10 protein-coding genes are annotated in these 16463 nt (G+C 71.2%); 5 read left to right on the top strand and 5 right to left on the bottom strand.

All coding sequences use genetic code 11. From position 1 onward, the window contains the following. Position 1: 1 nt before the first annotated feature. From HW130_RS01430 to HW130_RS01420, 3 genes are all read right to left on the bottom strand, one after another. Positions 2 to 910: a carbohydrate ABC transporter permease gene (locus HW130_RS01430; protein ID WP_177147466.1), complete on the bottom strand. Its 909-nt coding sequence runs from the start codon at positions 908 to 910 to the stop codon at positions 2 to 4. Further along, positions 907 to 1854 (bottom strand): carbohydrate ABC transporter permease, encoded by a 948-nt coding sequence (locus tag HW130_RS01425; RefSeq protein WP_177147465.1) that lies wholly within the window; start codon positions 1852 to 1854, stop codon positions 907 to 909. Before HW130_RS01425 ends, HW130_RS01430 begins: the two co-directional genes overlap by 4 nt. Positions 1855 to 1968: 114 nt before the next feature. Then, positions 1969 to 3270 carry an extracellular solute-binding protein gene (locus tag HW130_RS01420; RefSeq protein WP_177147464.1) on the bottom strand — a complete coding sequence of 434 codons (1302 nt, stop codon included), beginning with the start codon at positions 3268 to 3270 and terminating at the stop codon, positions 1969 to 1971. 257 nt (positions 3271 to 3527) lie between these two features. On the opposite strand from HW130_RS01420, the gene HW130_RS01415 reads away from it, so the two are divergent. Beyond that, positions 3528 to 6296: a glycosyl hydrolase gene (locus HW130_RS01415; RefSeq protein ID WP_177147463.1), complete on the top strand. Its 2769-nt coding sequence runs from the start codon at positions 3528 to 3530 to the stop codon at positions 6294 to 6296. 32 nt (positions 6297 to 6328) lie between these two features. Here the strand turns inward: HW130_RS01415 and HW130_RS01410 are convergent, their stop codons facing one another. Continuing rightward, positions 6329 to 7354: a LacI family DNA-binding transcriptional regulator gene (locus HW130_RS01410; protein ID WP_177147462.1), complete on the bottom strand. Its 1026-nt coding sequence runs from the start codon at positions 7352 to 7354 to the stop codon at positions 6329 to 6331. A gap of 447 nt (positions 7355 to 7801) precedes the next feature. Then, the gene (locus HW130_RS01405) at positions 7802 to 9319 is read right to left on the bottom strand and encodes a M1 family metallopeptidase (RefSeq protein ID WP_177147461.1); all 1518 of its coding nucleotides are present in this window, start codon (positions 9317 to 9319) and stop codon (positions 7802 to 7804) included. Between the two features lie 342 nt (positions 9320 to 9661). Between HW130_RS01405 and HW130_RS01395 the strand changes: the two genes are divergently transcribed. The 4 genes from HW130_RS01395 (at position 9662) to HW130_RS01380 (ending at position 16239) form a co-directional block, all read left to right on the top strand. Next, positions 9662 to 10192, top strand: a complete 531-nt coding sequence (locus HW130_RS01395) for an SRPBCC family protein (protein WP_177147460.1) — start codon at positions 9662 to 9664, stop codon at positions 10190 to 10192. 886 nt (positions 10193 to 11078) lie between these two features. Beyond that, positions 11079 to 13055 (top strand): Xaa-Pro dipeptidyl-peptidase, encoded by a 1977-nt coding sequence (locus HW130_RS01390; RefSeq protein ID WP_177147459.1) that lies wholly within the window; start codon positions 11079 to 11081, stop codon positions 13053 to 13055. Further along, positions 13052 to 14359, top strand: coding sequence for a M14 family metallocarboxypeptidase (locus tag HW130_RS01385; RefSeq protein ID WP_177147458.1), 1308 nt, complete (start codon positions 13052 to 13054; stop codon positions 14357 to 14359). The genes HW130_RS01390 and HW130_RS01385 overlap by 4 nt, the downstream gene beginning before the upstream one ends. An 80-nt stretch (positions 14360 to 14439) precedes the next feature. Beyond that, positions 14440 to 16239, top strand: a complete 1800-nt coding sequence (locus HW130_RS01380; protein ID WP_375256493.1) for a BCCT family transporter — start codon at positions 14440 to 14442, stop codon at positions 16237 to 16239. Positions 16240 to 16463: the final 224 nt, after the last annotated feature.

Raw genomic sequence — 16463 nt, 5'->3', positions numbered from 1 at the left:
GTCAGCCCTTGACCGCGCCCTGCATGATGCCGCCGACGATCTGCCGGCCCAGCAGCCCGAAGACCAGCAGCACCGGCAGCGTGCCGAGCAGGGTGCCCGCCATGATCACGGACTGGTCGTGGACATAGCCGCCGCCGAGCTGGCGCAGCGCGACCTGGACGGTCGGCTCCTGCGAGGAGAGGGCGACGATCGGCCAGAAGAAGTCGTTCCAGGCGGCCATGAAGGTCAGCATGCCGAGCACGGCCATTCCCGGCCGGGCGACGGGCACCACGATCGACCAGAAGATCCTGGCCGTGGAGGCCCCGTCCACCCGAGCGGCCTCGATCAGCTCGTCCGGCAGGGACTGGACCAGGAACTGCCGCATGAAGAACACCCCGAAGGCGGAGACGAGTCCGGGCAGGATCACGGCCTGCAGCTGGTTCACCCACTGGAGTTCGGCGATCAGCATGAACAGCGGGATGACGCCGAGCTGCGGCGGGATCATCATCGTGCCGACCGTGACGGCGAGCAGCGCCCCCCGGCCCCGGAAGCGCAGTTTGGCGAAGGCGAACCCGGCGAGCGTGCAGCACAGGACCGTGCCGACGGTGATCGAGGAGGACACGACGAAGGAGTTGAGCAGCGCCTTGCCGATGTCCGCCTCCTCCATCACCGCCTCGAAGTTGTGGATCAGGCGGGAGCCGGGCAGCAGTGTCGGCGGCACCTTGGCCAGGTCGGCGTTGGACCGGCTGGCCGCGACGATGGTCCAGTAGAACGGGAAGGCGGAGACGAGGACCGCGAGGATCAGGATCGCGTGGGCGAGCTTCCCGCCGTGCATCGTGCGGCCGGCGCGGGACCGGCCCCGCCGGCGTTTGCGCTCCCTGGGCGTCGTGGTGGCCGGCTGCTTCACCGGCGGCTCGGCGAGCGAGGTCATCGGCCGGCCTCCTTGCGCGAACGGCGGCGCGTGACCAGGGCGTTGACCCCGACCAGCACCAGGATCAGCAGGAACATCACCCAGGCGATGGCGGCGGCCCGGCCCAGGTGGAAGAAGCCCCAGCCCTGCTCGTACATGTACAGGCCGAGCGTCTGGTACTGGTGCGAGATGCCGCCGGAGACGGAGCCCTCGAACAGCAGCGGCTCGCCGAAGAGCTGGGTGGCGCCGATGGTGGAGACGATGACGGTGAAGACGATCGTGGGTCGCAGGCCCGGCAGCGTCACGTGGAAGAACTGCCGCCAGCGCGACGCCCCGTCCATCTCGGCCGCCTCGTACAGCTCGTCCGGGATGGACTGCATGCCCGCCAGGTAGATCAGCGCGTTGTAGCCCGTCCAGCGCCAGATGACGATGGTGGAGACGGCGATCTGCGAGGCGAGCGTCCCGGTCTGCCAGTCGACCGGCGAGATGCCCACCAGCCCCAGGACGTAGTTGACGAGGCCGAAGTCGCGGCCGAAGAGCTGGGCGAAGACGAGCGTGGCCGCGGCCACCGAGGTGGCGTACGGCAGGAGCATCACCGTGCGCAGGAACGTCCGTCCGCGCAGGCGGTAGTTGAGCAGATGCGCCAGGCCCAGGGCCATCACCAGCTGCGGCACCGTGGACAGCACCCCGATGGTGAACGTGTTGCGCAGCGAGGTCCAGAAGAACTCGTCGCCCAGCAGCGCGGTGTAGTTGCCGAGCCCGCGCCACTCCATCTCGCCGGGGGTCTGGAGCTCCACCCGGTAGAGCGACACGAACGCCGTGTAGAGGAGAGGGAAGAGGCCGAAGGCGGCGAAGAGCGTGAAGAACGGGGCGATGCAGGCGTACGGCGAGACCTTGTGCCAGGCGCGCCGCACGGCCGGCGGCCTGGGCGGCGCGTACGGTTTCGCGGGAGCGGTGAGGGTCACGGTGCGGCCCTTCGGAGGGAGTCGGTTCGGTACAGGGCGGGGCCCAGGGGGTGTCCGGGCCCGGTCCGGGGCGGGAGTGGTCAGGGACCGGGCCCGGAGTTTCAGGACCTGGCGTCAGCCGATGGTGTTGTCGACACCCTTCTTGGCGTTCGACCACGCCTTGTCGGGTGAGGTGCCCTTGCGCTCGACCTCGCTCAGCGCGTTGGTGATCTGCTGGTTCACGTTCTGGTCGTGGACTCCGAGCACCTGGACCGGTGCGGCTTTGGCCGCGGCACCGAAGATCCGCCCGATGGGGGCGTCCGAGAAGTACGGGTCCTTCGCGTCGGCGACCTGGTCGATGGCGCCTGTCGCCGAGGGGAAGTTGCCCTGCTTGCGGAAGAGCTTGGCCTGCTGCTCGGGGGCGGTGAGCCACTCGATCAGCTCGTACGCCTCCTTCTTGTGCTTCGCGGCGCGCGGGATCGACAGGTAGGAGCCGCCCCAGTTGCCGGCGCCGCCGGGCAGCTTCGCGATGTCCCACTTGCCCTTGCCGCCGTCACCGGCCTGGCCCTTGATGTAGCCGAGCATCCAGGCGGGGCACGGGATGGTGGCGAAGGAACCGGCGGCGAAGGCCTGGTTCCACTGCGGGGACCACTGGTCGAGCTCGGCGCTCAGTCCGTCCTGCGCTGCCTCGACGGAGGTGTCCCAGGCGGCCTTGATGGCGGGGTTGGTCTCCCAGATCAGCTTCCCGGAGGCGTCGTGGTAACGCTCCTTCTCCTGGCCGATCATGATGGAGAACAGGCTGCCGACACTGTCCAGCCAGGCACTCTTGGCCGGCGCCTTCTCCTTGTACTGCCGGCCCAGCTCCAGGTAGCCCTCCCACGTCGACCACTTCTTCGCGAGCTCCTCGCGGTCCGTGGGCAGTCCGGCCTCGGCGAACAGGTCGGTGCGGTAGCACATGGCCTCGGGGCCGACGTCCGTGCCGAGCCCCAGCACCTGGCCGTCCCTGCCGGTCGCGGCCGCCCACTTGGCCTCGGCGAACCGGTCCTCGAGCTTGTCCGCGCCATGCGTCCTCAGGTCCTCGAACCTGTCGGCCTGCTGCTGGGTGACCGACGCGATCCGCCCCACCTCGATGCCCTGGACGTCGGCGAGACCGCCGCCGCCGGCCAGCCGGGTCTGGAGCGACTTCCAGTAGTCGGCCTCGTCCTCGGTGTCCGTCTGCTTGATCGTGACGTCCGGGTGGAGCTTCTCGTACTCGGCGTAGAGCCCGGCCTCCTTGTAGCCGAAGGATCCGAACAGGTCGACGGTGAGCGTGACCTTTCCGCCCGCGCTGTCGGCAGCGCCGTCGGACGAACCTCCGCAGGCGGCGAGCAGTGCCCCGGCGAGCGCGACCGCACCCAGTCGGACGGCGGCCCTCTTGGCGGCTCGGGCTATGGGCATGGGAAGCCTCCCTTGGCTTCGGGGTGGAGCGAGAGCGAGAAGGTGGTCGGTACTGCGTGAGAGCGCTCTCAGATCTGCGACTGGAGCGTGCCCGCTCCGTACTCGCCCCGTCAATAGTCGAAGGCGTAACGGCTTGGACTCGGGCCCAACTCCCGTCTGTGTCTCATCTATTGACACGTGCGTTTCAGGAGTTTTACGTTGCGGCCATCTGAGAGCGCTCTCGGCCCCCCAATCCATGATGACGTGAGGTGCCGTCCATGCCAGCCCCCCGCACCGGACCAGCTGCCGCGCTGGTCCTGGCCACCACCCTGGCCGCCGTCGGACTCGGCCCCGCCGCCGCACCCGCGGCCGCCGCCACCGTCCCCGTAGGCTCCGGCAGTTACTCCGACACCCGTCCCGCCGGCACGTCCGGCCCCACCACCAACACCGGCACACCGGTCACCCCCAAGGTCACCGCCGCGGCCTCGGCCCGGCCGGTGCCCACCAACGACTGGTGGTCCTCCCTCGCCTTCCAGCGCTACGGCGACAACCCGTACTCCACTCCCATGTACGGACACCCGCTCACCTACCAGGCCACAGCCGGCGGCCTCGACGTCGGCTACCCCACCACCCCGGCGATCGTCGGCGACGGACGCCAGTACGAGTTCGCCCACAAGCGGGACCTGACCATCGGCCTCGCCGGGCTCAACTCGCCCGACACCAAGGCCGACGACTGGTCCGACTGGACCGTGACCCCCTACTGGTCCGACGGCGCCCGCACGCTGCGCACCACCATCGGGCACGGCCTTCCCTTCGTGTACGCCAAGGGCACCGGCGCGAACGCGCAGATCACCACGGCCGCCGCCCCCACCGTCTTCGCCGACCAGGGCAACGTCCTCGGCATCACCGTCGCCGGCCACCACTACGCCCTGTTCGCGCCCACCGGCAGCGACTGGAACGTCTCCGGGTCCACGATCAGCGCGGGCCTCGGCGGCAAGGACTACTTCTCCCTCGCCGTCCTGCCCTCCACCGACGCCCTCGCGACCTACAGGAAGTACGCCTACAGTTTCGTCACCGGATCGAAGGTCGCCTGGAGCTCCGCGGGCGGCACGGTGCGAGCCACGTACACGCTCACGACCGAGGCCAGGGAGGGCAGCGAACGCGGCACGCTCCAGGCCCTGTACCGCCACCAGTGGCTCCACACCGCCGACCCGCTCACCCCGTACACGTACGTCTCGCCGCGCGGCGCCATGAAGGTCCGCGAGGGCGCGTCGTTCACCACCTCCCAGAAGGCGTCCGGGGTACTGCCCGCCCTGCCGAAGTCGAACGGCGTGGACGCGGCACGCCTGCGCGGATACCTGAACGAGGTCGTGAACGCCTCCGATCCGTTCTCCGGGGCCACCGACACGTACTGGACCGGCAAGGCACTCGGCCGTCTCGCCCAGCTCGTGCCCCTCGCCGACCAGATCGGCGAGAGCGCCGTCCGTGACCGGCTCATCGGCCTGATCAAGGGCAGGCTCCAGGAGTGGTTCACCACGGGCGGCGCGTCGGAGTTCTCGTACGACAGGAACTGGCGGACGCTGACCGGCTACCCGGCCTCCTACGGCAGCGACACCGAGCTCAACGACCACCACTTCCACTACGGCTACTACGTCTACGCGGCGGCCGTCGTCGCCCAGTACGACCAGGGGTGGGCCGCCGACTCCGCGTGGGGCGGCATGGTGAAGACCCTGGTCCGCGACACCGCCAACCCCAGCCGCACCGACACCGCCTTCCCCTTCCTGCGCGGCTTCGACGTGTACGCGGGGCACAGCTGGGCGTCCGGCCACCAGGGCTTCGCCGCGGGCAACAACCAGGAGTCGTCGTCGGAGTCCACCAACCTCAGCGCCGCACTGGTCCTGTGGGGCTCGGCGACCGGCGACACCGCGCTGCGCGACCTCGGCACGTACCTGCTGACGACGGAGGCGGAGTCGATCGCGCAGTACTGGTTCGACGCCGACGAGCAGGTCTTCCCCGCCTCGTTCGGCCATGACACGGCCGGCATGGTGTGGGGCAGCGGCGCCGCGTACGCCACCTGGTGGACCGCGAACCCCGAGGAGATCCACGGCATCAACGTGCTGCCCGTGACCGGCGGTTCACTGCACCTGGGCGGCGAGAAGGCGGCCATCCGGCGCAACATCGCCGAGATGGAACGGGAGAACGGCGGCCCGGCCGTCGAATGGCGCGACATCCTCTGGGAGTTCCAGTCGCTCGCCGACCCGGCGGCCGCCCGGTCGAAGTGGGACGCGGGTCACGCCGGCTACACCCCCGAACAGGGCGAGTCCAAGGCCCACACCTACCACTGGATCAGCACGCTGGACACACTCGGCGCCCCGGACGCCACCGTGACAGGCGACATCCCGACGTCGGCCGTCTTCACCAAGGGCACGGTACGGATGTACGCGGCGCACAACCACGGCGCGACGGCCCGCACCGTGACATTCTCCGACGGCAAAACCCTGTCCGTACCGGCCCGGTCGACCGCGACCGGCACCGGGAGCGGCGGCGACCCGGATCCCCAGCCGCCGACGGGCAACACGTTCCAGCTGCGCAGCGGGGGCACCCTGACCACGGCGACCGGCGGCACGCCGGGCAGCGACACGATCGCGTCCGCGGACGGCGCCAACCACGACGGCACCCCGTACCGGCCGCTGGTCTACGAGGTCCGCGGAGTGACCGGCACGCTCAGGCCCGGCGCCTCGACCGCCTTCCGGCTCCCGGTGGACGCGGGCCCCACGGTGGGCCTCGGCCAGCAGGCCCGTGTCAGCTACGACCTCACCGGTGACGGCACCTTCGAGCGGACCGAGACGTACCACTACTTCGCCACCGACCCCGTCACGGGCTGGGAGGAGTACGCGCAGTCGCGCGGGCTCAAGTCGGCGACGGGCACGCTCGGCAACCTCGCCGGCGGCACCGTACGGCTGGAGGTGTGGAGCGCGATCGGCAACGGCACGTCCAGGCTCCGGACCGGGACGGACACCTCCGTGCTGGTGATCCCCTACGGCTGACGGACCGCACGAGAGGCGGCGGGCGCCGGCGATCAGGCCGACGCCCGCCGCACCAGTGTGGTCGGCGTGATGACGGACGCGGGGGTGTCGCTCCCGCTCTCACTCAGCAGCCGCATCAGGAGCCGGACCATCAGCCGGCCCATGCCCTCGATGTCCTGGCGCACGGTGGTCAGCGCCGGCCGGGTCGTCGCGACGACGGACTCCATGTCGTCGAAGCCGACGACCGCCACGTCCTCGGGCACCCGCACCCCCCGCTCGCGCAGCGTCCGCAGGGCACCCGACGCCATCAGGTCGTTGGCGACGAACACGCCGTCCACGTCCGGGCGGCTGTCCAGCAGCTCGGCCATCGCGCGGGCCCCGCTCTCCTCGGTGAAGTCGCCCTGGCGGATCAGGCCGGGATCGGCGTCGACCAGCACGTCGCGGTACCCGTCGACGCGGTCGAGCGCGGAGGTCTGGTCGCGGGGGCCCGCGATGTGGGCGATGGACGTGCGCCCGAGCGAGACGAGATGGCGCACGGCCTCGCGCGCCCCGCCCCGGTTGTCGCAGTCGACGTACGGCACGTCGGGAGAGGAGCCGGTGACGGGCCGGCCGCCGAAGACGGTGGGGATCTGGGCGCGGCCGATCACGGCTGGCAGCTCGTCGTCGTTGTGCAGCGAGAAGGCGAGCGCGCCGTCGACATGGCCGCCGCCGAGATAGCGGGCGATGCGGTCGTGATCGCCGGGGCCCTCCACCCACAGCAGCACGAGCTGCGAGTCGTGCGCGGTCAGCTCGCGGCTGATCCCGCGCACCTGCTGCTCGAAGAACGGGTCGGAGAAGATCCGGAACTCCGGCTCCGCGATGATCACGGCCACCGCGCCGTTGCGCCGGGTGACCAGGGTGCGGGCCGCGTGGTTGGGCACGTAGCCCAGCTCCTCGACCGCCTGGCGCACCTTGTCGACCAGGGGAGCCCGCACTCCGGCACCGCCGTTGACGACCCGGGAGGCCGTGGCCCGTGAGACCCCGGCACGCGCGGCGACGGCTTCCAGCGTGGGACGGGACCCTGCGGTCTGCTCGGGCAAGGCGGGCGCTCCTTGTGTCTGCTCCGTCGGCTGCGAGCCCTGACGCCGCTCAGGATAACTCCTGGCCCGGCCGCCTGAGAGCGCTCCCACCGAGCGCCCGTCCGTACCGGCGCCGTGCCGCCCGCCCGGCCACGCTCGACTCCGCCACGCGGTGCGCCGGCACCGGGTGCACCGCCCTGGCTGCCCGGCCGCGCCGACGGTGCACGCGGCCCGGGCGCCGGCCGGTCCCACCGGGGATGTCACCGGAACTCCGCGCCGGCATGCGCCCGCACGGCATGCGCCCGCACGGCATGCGCCCGCACGGCATGCGCCCGCACGGCATGCGCCCGCACGGCATGCGCCCGCACGGCATGCGCCCGCCCGCCTGCGCCTGCCGGCGTCATCGGCCCGGCCCGAACGCACTGGTGCCCCGCGGACCGTGGGCCGCGGGGCACCGAGTCACCACCGTCAGTGGTCGTGTCCGTGACCCTGCTCGTGCTCGTGGATCGTGTTCGTCTCCGCGATCTTCTTCCAGGACTTCGGCTGCGCCGGCCGGGCCGCGTCACCCTGAGCGATTTGCGCCCCGGCCGCCGCCGGGGCGGCCGGCTTCGCGGGCTCGTACAGCCACGTGTCGAACAGGGCGCCCAGCGGCCTGCCCGAGATCCGCTCCGCGTACGCGACGAAGTCGCCCACCTTGGCGTTGCCGTACGCCCGCTCCGCCGGCCAGCCCTTGAGGATCTCGAAGAAGTCCTCGTCGCCGATCTCGTTCCGCAGCGCCTGCAGCGCCAGCGCGCCCCGGTCGTAGACGGCGATGTGGAACTGGTTGTCCGGGCCCGGGTCGCCCGGCGTCACCGTCCAGAACGGGTCGTCGGCCGCCCGCGTCGCGTAGACGTGGTCCGCCAGCTCCTGCGCGGTGCCCTCGCCCTCCTTCTCGGACCACAGCCACTGGCTGTAGCGGGCGAAGCCCTCGTTGACCCAGATGTCCTTCCAGCCGTCCACCGAGACGCTGTCGCCGTACCACTGGTGCGCCATCTCGTGCACGACCACGGAGACGTTGACGCCGTTCGCGAACTGCCGTGGGCTGTAGAACGGGCGGGTCTGCGTCTCCAGCGCGTAGCCGCTCTTCACGTTCGGCACGTAACCGCCGATCGCGTTGAACGGGTAGGGGCCGAAGATCTCGGTCAGCCACTCGGTGACCTCGGCGGTCCGCTCGATGCTGGCCCGTGCCGCCCCCGCGTTGTCGCCGAGGTCCTTGCTGTACGCGTTGAGGACCGGCAGCCCGTCCGCGGTCTTGTCGGTCGTGATGTCGAACTTGCCGACGGCGAGCGTCGCCAGGTACGACGCCTGAGGCTTGTCGGAGCGCCAGTTGAAACGCGTCCAGCCCAGCCGCGAACTCTGTGAGACGAGAACGCCGTTGCTGATGGCCTGGGTGCCGTCCGGGACCGCGACCGAGATGTCGTAGGTCGCCTTGTCCAGCGGATGGTCGTTGCTCGGGAACCACCACACCGCCGACTCCGGCTCCTGCGCGGCGACTCCGCCGTCCGGGGTGCGGTGCCAGGCGGTGTAGCCGCCGATGCTGAGCTCGGACGGCTTGCCCGCGTACCGGACGGTGACGGAGACCGGCCGGTCCTTCTCCAGCGGTGTCACCGGAGTGATCTCCAGCTCGCGGTCGCCGCTCGCCGTGAACGCCGCCTTCCTGCCGTTCACGCGCACCTCGTCGACGGACAGCCCGAAGTCGAGGTTGAAGCGGCTCAGGCGCTGCGTGGTGGTGGCGAGGATCGTCGCCGTCCCCTTCAGCAGGTCCGTCTGCGGCTGGTACGTGAGCCTCAGGTCGTAGTGGGAGACGTCGTAGCCGCCGTTCCCGGCTGCCGGGTAGTAGGGGTCGCCGATGCCCGGTGCCCCGACCGACGTGTTTGCGGCCGATGCCGGGATCGCCAGCAGAAGCGTGGCCGCGAGCGCGCTCGGGACGATGAGTCTGCGGTGCACAGGAGCTCCAAGTCGTAGGGACGAACGATCTCCTGGACTCTACGCACGGCCGGGGCCACCGGTCAGGAGCGAAGCTCGGCCTTTCATGCGACTGCCATCCGGTCGGCACACGACAGCCGGGCGGCCACCGGGCCTCGGGACCGCGGCCCGCAGCCCGCGGACTCAGTATGTACGAGCACCCAATGGGCTGGCTGAACCGCGACGAGGCGCTGATCGCGCTCGGGAGTCGGGCATCAAGCCCTGCCACATCTGCCGACCCGAGACCGCCGTGGCCCAGGGCCTGTTGCGTAAGCGGATCACGGCCGTGGAGGATCAGGGAACTCGACACCGAGGGGGACGGCTGTGCGATTTGCCGATGGTCCGAGCGTGCACTGTGATGTTCATGTCGGGGCGGCCGTGCCGCGGGTCTGGGAGCTGGTGACCGACATTCGTCTGCCTGCCCGGCTCAGCCCGGAGCTGCAGCGCGTCGCGTGGCTCGATGGCGCGGACCGGCCTCTGGTGGGCGCGCGCTTCGAGGGCTACAACCATCACCAGCAGCTCGGCGAGTGGCGGACCGTCTCCCATGTGGTCGAGCTGGAGGAACAACGGGTGTTCGCCTGGGCTGTCACGGATGCGGACGGCCGGTACGGAGAACCGACGCTGGACCCGGCGAAATCCATGGCGTCCTGGCGCTACGAACTCGAGGCCGAGGGCGGCGGCACCCGGCTGCGGCAGTCGGCCCTCATCGGGCCGGGCCGCAGTGGAGTCACACTGGCCCTCGATCGCCGGCCGGACCGGGAGGAGGAGATCATTGCCTTCCGCCTGAAGGAGCTGAGCGCCGGGATGGAGGCCACCCTTTGCGGCATCAAGAAGCTTGCGGAGGCAGGCAGCTGAGGACCGGTTGCGAGGGTGTCACGGCCATGCGTCGATGGCAGCGACAAGGATTTACTTCGTAGAGGACCGTCGGCTTGTCGTACCTCGTGGACCCGGCTCGGTGCCTTTGGGGCGGTTGATGCCACGCTCCACCGCGTGCCGCTCGCGGTGGTCGACCGGGTCGAACTTCGGCGGCCGACCACCACGGGAGCCGCGTTTCTGGCGGTTGCGGGCCTGGTCGGCCTTGTGCGGAATGGTGCAGCGGACGCCACGCCTGGAACACCTGCCGGCACGCTGCTGCGCATGCTGCAGCAGGCCGCCGTCCTCGCCGACGCACCTGACCGCCCCCATCGCGGAACCGCCCGCTCCGGTCCCCTGCCTCGTGTCAGAGGCACCCGCCACCGAACCGAGACGCCTGTCAGGCCATGCCTGGCGTCGGCTGTCGGCTGGAACGGGGAACCTCGTCACTCCAGGGAAGAGGCTGGACCTGCTGCGGCAGTTGGCGGACCAGGGCTAAGGCGTCCTCGATGCGCCCAGCCCTCATGAGGTACGCGGCGAGGGCGTTCCGTTGGCCGGGATGGCAGGGGCCAGGATCGCGACGGCCTCCCCCGGGCGTCCGGCGTCACAAAGTAGCTTTGCGAGGTTCTGCGCCTCGTACCAGCGAGTGAGGGGCTTTCGTGGCTGCTCCAGCCGCGCGCCGGCAGGTGCTCCGCCGTGCGAGCCCGCGCGTCGTCGGCTGCCTCGGCCGCGGCAGCGACCGCATCCGTGCCGGTCGGGTTGGCCGAGAACCAGCGGCGGTTCTGCTCGGTCACGTACGCCCGCCACGCCTCCGCTTCCGCCTCGGGCGCGGCCGATCCACCCGACTGCCCCCTGTCGCACGGCAGTTGACCGGAGTACCTTCCGGCCCATGCCGATTCGTGTGCGGGCCACCCGCCTGACGTACAGATCGCTCGTCCTCGCGGCCTCCGCCGCCCTGCTGGCCGTGGGCATCCCCGCGGGGGCACAGGGCGCGCCGCCGGCGCGCGAGAGCAGACCCGTCTACTCCTATGAGAACGCGATCCGCGAATCGGTCTGGGTCGACACCCGGCTCGACGGAGACGGCGACGGACGCACCGACCGGGTCGCCGTCGACATCGTCCGCCCCCGCGAGACAGCCGGTCAGGGGCGGAAGATTCCCGTAATCATGGATGCCAGCCCGTACTACTCCTGCTGCGGGCGCGGCAACGAGAGCCAGCGCAAGACGTACGACGAGAACGGCGACCCCGTCCAGTTCCCGCTCTACTACGACAACTACTTCGTCCCGCGCGGCTACGCCTTCGTCGCCGTCGACCTGGCCGGAACCAATCGGTCGGACGGCTGCGTCGACGTCGGCGGCCGCTCGGACATCCAGTCGGCCAAGGCGGTCGTCGACTGGCTGAACGGCCGCGCCCAGGGCTGGACCGCCCGCACCGGCGGCGAGCGCACACGGGCCGACTGGACCACGGGTGCCACCGGAATGATCGGCAAGAGCTACGACGGCACCATCGCCAACGGCGTCGCCGCCACCGGCGTACGAGGACTGAAGACGATCGTCCCGATCGGTGCCATCTCCTCCTGGTACGACTACTACTTCGCCAAGGGCGCACCGCTGTACGACTCCGGCCCGGACTGGCTCTCCGGCTACGTCGAGAGCCCCGAGGCCCGGGCACACTGCCAGGCCGTCCAGCAGCGCCTCGTCGACGGCGCCCCGCGCAGCGGCGACCTGACCCGGCTGTGGGCCGAACGCGACTACGTGCCGGACGCGGACAAGGTGCGGGCCAGCGTCTTCGCCGTGCACGGCATGCAGGACCTCAACGTCCGTGCCAAGCACGCCGGCCAGTGGTGGGACGCGCTCGCCGAGAACGGCGTCGAGCGCAAGATCTGGCTCTCCCAGACCGGCCACGTCGACCCGTTCGACTTCCGGCGCGGTGAATGGGTCTCCACTCTGCACCGCTGGTTCGACCACTACCTGCTCGGATTCGACAACGGCATCGACCGCGAACCGATGGCCGACATCGAGCACGCCCCCGACCAGTGGTCCACCGACCGGGTCTGGCCGCCGCGCGGCACCGCCACGGCCTCGCTGCGCCCGGGCAACGGCAGCGCTCCCGGCGTCGGCACGCTGTCGCTGCGACCCGCGCCCCCCGGCGCGACCGAGACGTTCACCGACGACCCGGCGCTGGGCGAAGGCGACTGGGCCGCCGCGGTCGACACCACCACGGCCGCCAAGGCAGGGTTCGTCACCCGCCCCCTCACCCGCGCTCTGCGCCTGTCGGGCACCGGCCGGGTCACCGTCACCGTCACCCCCTCGACGACGAGCGCCCATCTGACGGCCGTGCTCGTCGACCTCGGGCCGGCCACCATCCGCGACTACGCGGCGTCCGGCGAAGGCATCACCACCCTTGCCCCACGCACCTGCTGGGGCGCGAGCACCGTCGGCGACAGCTCCTGCTTCAAGGAGACGAAGGCGGACACCGCCGACGTCGGCCACACGATCTTCAGCCGCGGCTGGGCCGACCTCGGCAACCACGCCTCCGACGCCGAAGGACGGCCGCTGACCCCCGGCAAGCCGTACACCATCACGCTCGACCTGCACGCGAGCGACCACGTGGTCCCGGCCGGGCACCGGCTCGCCCTCGTCGTCGCCGGCACGGACCGGAACCTGATCGACCCGCCGGCGAGCACCCCGCGGCTCACCCTCGATCTCGCCCGCACCACGGCGGACCTGCCCCTCGTCGGCGGAGCCGCCGCCTTCGCCCGCGCCACCGCCCCGACCGCCGACCGTCCCGGCGCGCGCGGTCAAAGCTCCGCAGGCGTCGCGGGCCCGCGTCCCATCCGCCCGATCCCCGGAGGCAGCACCCGATGACACCCCGCACCCGAACCGCGCTCCGGACGCCCCGCCTGCACACCCTGCTGCTGACGGGCGTGGCGGCGGTGCTGGCCGCACCGCTGGTCACCGCGCCCGCACAGGCCGCGCCCAACGTGCCGCGCACCGGCTTCGAGACGAGCAACGGCGCCCGCTGGACCACGCAGCCCGAGGAGCAGACACTGCTCGCGGCCGCGGACCGGGACAACCGTGCCGTGTCCGTCGAACGGATCGGCAGCACCGAGCAGGGGCGTCCCCTCCAGCTCGTCCACCTCGGCAACCGCGAAGCCGACCACACCGTGCTGCTGATCTGCAGTCAGCACGGCGACGAACCGTCCGGCCGCGAGGCGTGTCTGACCACCGTCCGCGACCTCGCGTACGGCAGGGACGAGGCGGCCCGCCGGCTGCTGACCCGCACCCACCTCCTCGTCGTGCCCACGGCCAACCCCGACGGCCGGGCCGCCGACACGCGCGGCAACTCCGACGGCGTCGACATCAACCGCGACCACATCGCCCTGAAGACCGCCGAGGGACGCGCCATCGCCGCCGTGATCCGCGACCGGCGCCCGGACGTGGTCTACGACCTGCACGAGTACGGAGCCACGCCTCCCTACTACGACAAGGACCTGTTCGACCTCTGGCCCCGCAATCTCAACACCGACGACGCCGTCCACCGCGAGGCGCAGACGCTGTCCGCGCGCTACGTCCGCCCGGCCGCCGGACACGAGGGCTACTCGACCGGCACGTACGGCATCTGGACCGACCCGGTCACCGGGGAACCGATCAGGCAGACCGCGGGCGACGGCCAGGAGCGCATCCTGCGCAACGCGACCGGCGTCAAGAACGCGGTCGGGCTGCTGATCGAGAGCCGCGTCGACCCGCTGACGCCCGAGGAGCAGGCGGACGCGGCACTGAACAACCGCCGGCGCGTGCACAGCCAACTGGCTGCCCTCACCGGCCTGTTCGCCTTCAGTGACGAGCGGCGGGGACGGATCGAGGCGGCGACCGGAGCGGCGCGGCATGCCGGTCTCGAGGACCGCGGGCCGGTCTACCTGGGCGGCGCCGACAACGACCCTGCCGCGCCCGAGGAGACCCTCCAGGACCCGCCCTGCGCGTACCGTCTCGACACCGCCCAGTACATGGAGGTGAAGGACGAACTGGCGCTGCACGGCGTCGCGGTCAGGCCCGTCGAAGGCGGCGCCGTCGTACCGCTGCGGCAGTCCCAGCGCAAGCTGGTACCGCTGCTGCTCGACACCCGCGCGGCCTACCACCTCACGGAGGGCCAACCTGTTGACGCCTGTTGATCCCGGGAGCTGATTGCCCGGTGTGGTAGGGGGTAGCGGGGAGTGCAATCGGACTCCGTGAACACGTGAAAGGTGCCCCCGTGTCGCACGAGCAACAGAAGCCGGGCAAACGGCTGTGGTATCCGGTCAGGGCGGCCCTGCCGGGCCGCCACCCGCACGAGGACAGACCGGCCGTCACCGACTGGGTGGTGTTCGGCGTGACGGCCGTCCTCACGCTTGCCTTCGTGGTCTGGGGGTCGGCCTTCACCGAAACGCTGGAGAGCGCCTCCGACACTCTGCTGAACGGCCTGATGCACAACGGCGGCTGGGCATTCGTCCTGGCCGCCTCGGGCTTCGTCGTCTTCGCTCTGTGGCTGGCGATCAGCCGCTACGGCAGGATTCCGCTCGGCCAGGAACACGAGGGGCCGGAGTTCCGGACGGTGTCGTGGGTGGCGATGATGTTCAGCGCCGGCATGGGCATCGGCCTGATGTTCTACGGCGTCAGCGAACCGCTCGCGCACTACACCAGCCCGCCGCCGGGCACCGATCCGGTCGACTCGGCGGACGCCATGCAGACGGCCCTGGCCACCACCCTCTTCCACTGGACCCTGCACCCATGGGCGATCTACGCGGTGGTCGGCCTCGCCATCGCGTACAGCACCTTCCGGCGCCGCAGGCGCCAGAACATCAGCGCCGTCTTCGAGCCGCTGATGGGCAAGGAGAAGGCCAACGGCGCGCCGGGCCGCGTGATCGACGTCCTCGCGATCTTCGCCACGCTCTTCGGCTCCGCGACGTCCCTGGGCCTCGGCGCACTGCAGATCGGCAGCGGCTTCCAGGAACTGGGCTGGATGGAGAGGGCCGGGACCGGGCTGCTCATCTCCATCATCGCGGTGCTGACGGTGTGTTTCGTGTTCTCGGCGGTCTCCGGGGTCGAGCGGGGCATCCAGTGGCTGTCCAACACCAACATGGTGCTCGCGGTGGTGCTCGCCGTGTTCGTCTTCATCGCCGGGCCCACCATCCTCGTCCTCGACCTCGTGCCCACCTCGCTGGCCTCCTACCTCGGCGACCTGCCCCAGCTGGCCGGCCGTACGGAGGCGGCGACCGGCGGCGGTGACGTCGCGGACTGGCTGAGCAGCTGGACGGTCTTCTACTGGGCCTGGTGGATCTCCTGGACGCCGTTCGTCGGCATGTTCATCGCGCGCATCAGCCGCGGCCGTACGATCCGCCAGTTCGTCGGCGGCGTCATCCTCGTGCCGAGCACGGTCAGCCTGGTCTGGTTCGCCGTCTTCGGCGGCACGGCGATGAAGCTCCAGGAGGAGGGACGGATGGCGGACGAGACGACGCCGGAGGGCCAGCTCTTCGGCGTGCTGCAGCAGTTCCCGATCGCGGGCGTGATGAGCCTGCTCGTGATGATCCTCGTCGGCATCTTCTTCGTCTCGGGCGCGGACGCCGCCTCGATCGTGATGGGCACGCTGTCGCAGAAGGGGACCTTCGAACCGGCCCGGCTCGTCGTCGTCTTCTGGGGCGTCGTGACCGGAGCGGTGGCGGCGGTGATGCTGCTCGTCGGCGAGGGCAAGGGGGACGCGCTCGCAGGTCTGCAGCACCTGACGATCCTCGTGGCGGCCCCGTTCGTCCTGGTGATGATCGGCATGTGCGTGGCCCTCATGCGCGACCTGCGCCAGGACCCCCTGATCGTCCGCGGAGAGATCGCCGAGGAGGCGGTGGAATCGGCGGTGATCGCGGGCCACGAGAAGTACGCGGGCGAGTTCGAGATCCGCATCGGCCCGGGCACGGGCCCGGAGGCGGGCCAGATCCCCCCGGAGGAGGCGGAAGAGGGCTCCGGAACGGCGGACACGGACACGCCCCCGGACGCGGGCAAGGACCGCCCCAAGGAGAGCTGACGGGCCGGCCCCGGGAGGGCCGAGCGCGCGGCCGGGGCCTGGGCAGGGGCCGTTCGGTCGGCTGCCGGCCCCCGGCTCGGGCGGCGGGCCGGATCTGGTCGCGCCGAGGCCCGGTGGCCGAGGCCCGGTAGCCGAGGCCTGGCGGCCACGACAGGGCCGGGGCCGAGCCGATTGGCCCGGTGCCGAGGGCCCATTGGCGCGATCCCGTGTGAGGGACGCGCCTT

It is taken from the genome of Streptomyces sp. PKU-EA00015, from assembly GCF_013387495.1.
Taxonomy (GTDB): Bacteria; Actinomycetota; Actinomycetes; order Streptomycetales; family Streptomycetaceae; genus Streptomyces.
The sequence above is the reverse complement of the archived record's forward strand: the minus strand, read 5'-3'. Positions and strand labels throughout refer to the sequence as shown.

What these genes read in the sequence shown, in the direction of transcription:
- HW130_RS01385 (WP_177147458.1), top strand. Translation starts at nt 13,052, where the DNA reads ATGACACCCCGCACCCGAACCGCGCTCCGGACGCCCCGCCTGCACACC.
- HW130_RS01420 (WP_177147464.1), bottom strand. Translation starts at nt 3,270, where the DNA reads ATGCCCATAGCCCGAGCCGCCAAGAGGGCCGCCGTCCGACTGGGTGCG.
- HW130_RS01390 (WP_177147459.1), top strand. Translation starts at nt 11,079, where the DNA reads ATGCCGATTCGTGTGCGGGCCACCCGCCTGACGTACAGATCGCTCGTC.
- HW130_RS01430 (WP_177147466.1), bottom strand. Translation starts at nt 910, where the DNA reads ATGACCTCGCTCGCCGAGCCGCCGGTGAAGCAGCCGGCCACCACGACG.
- HW130_RS01415 (WP_177147463.1), top strand. Translation starts at nt 3,528, where the DNA reads ATGCCAGCCCCCCGCACCGGACCAGCTGCCGCGCTGGTCCTGGCCACC.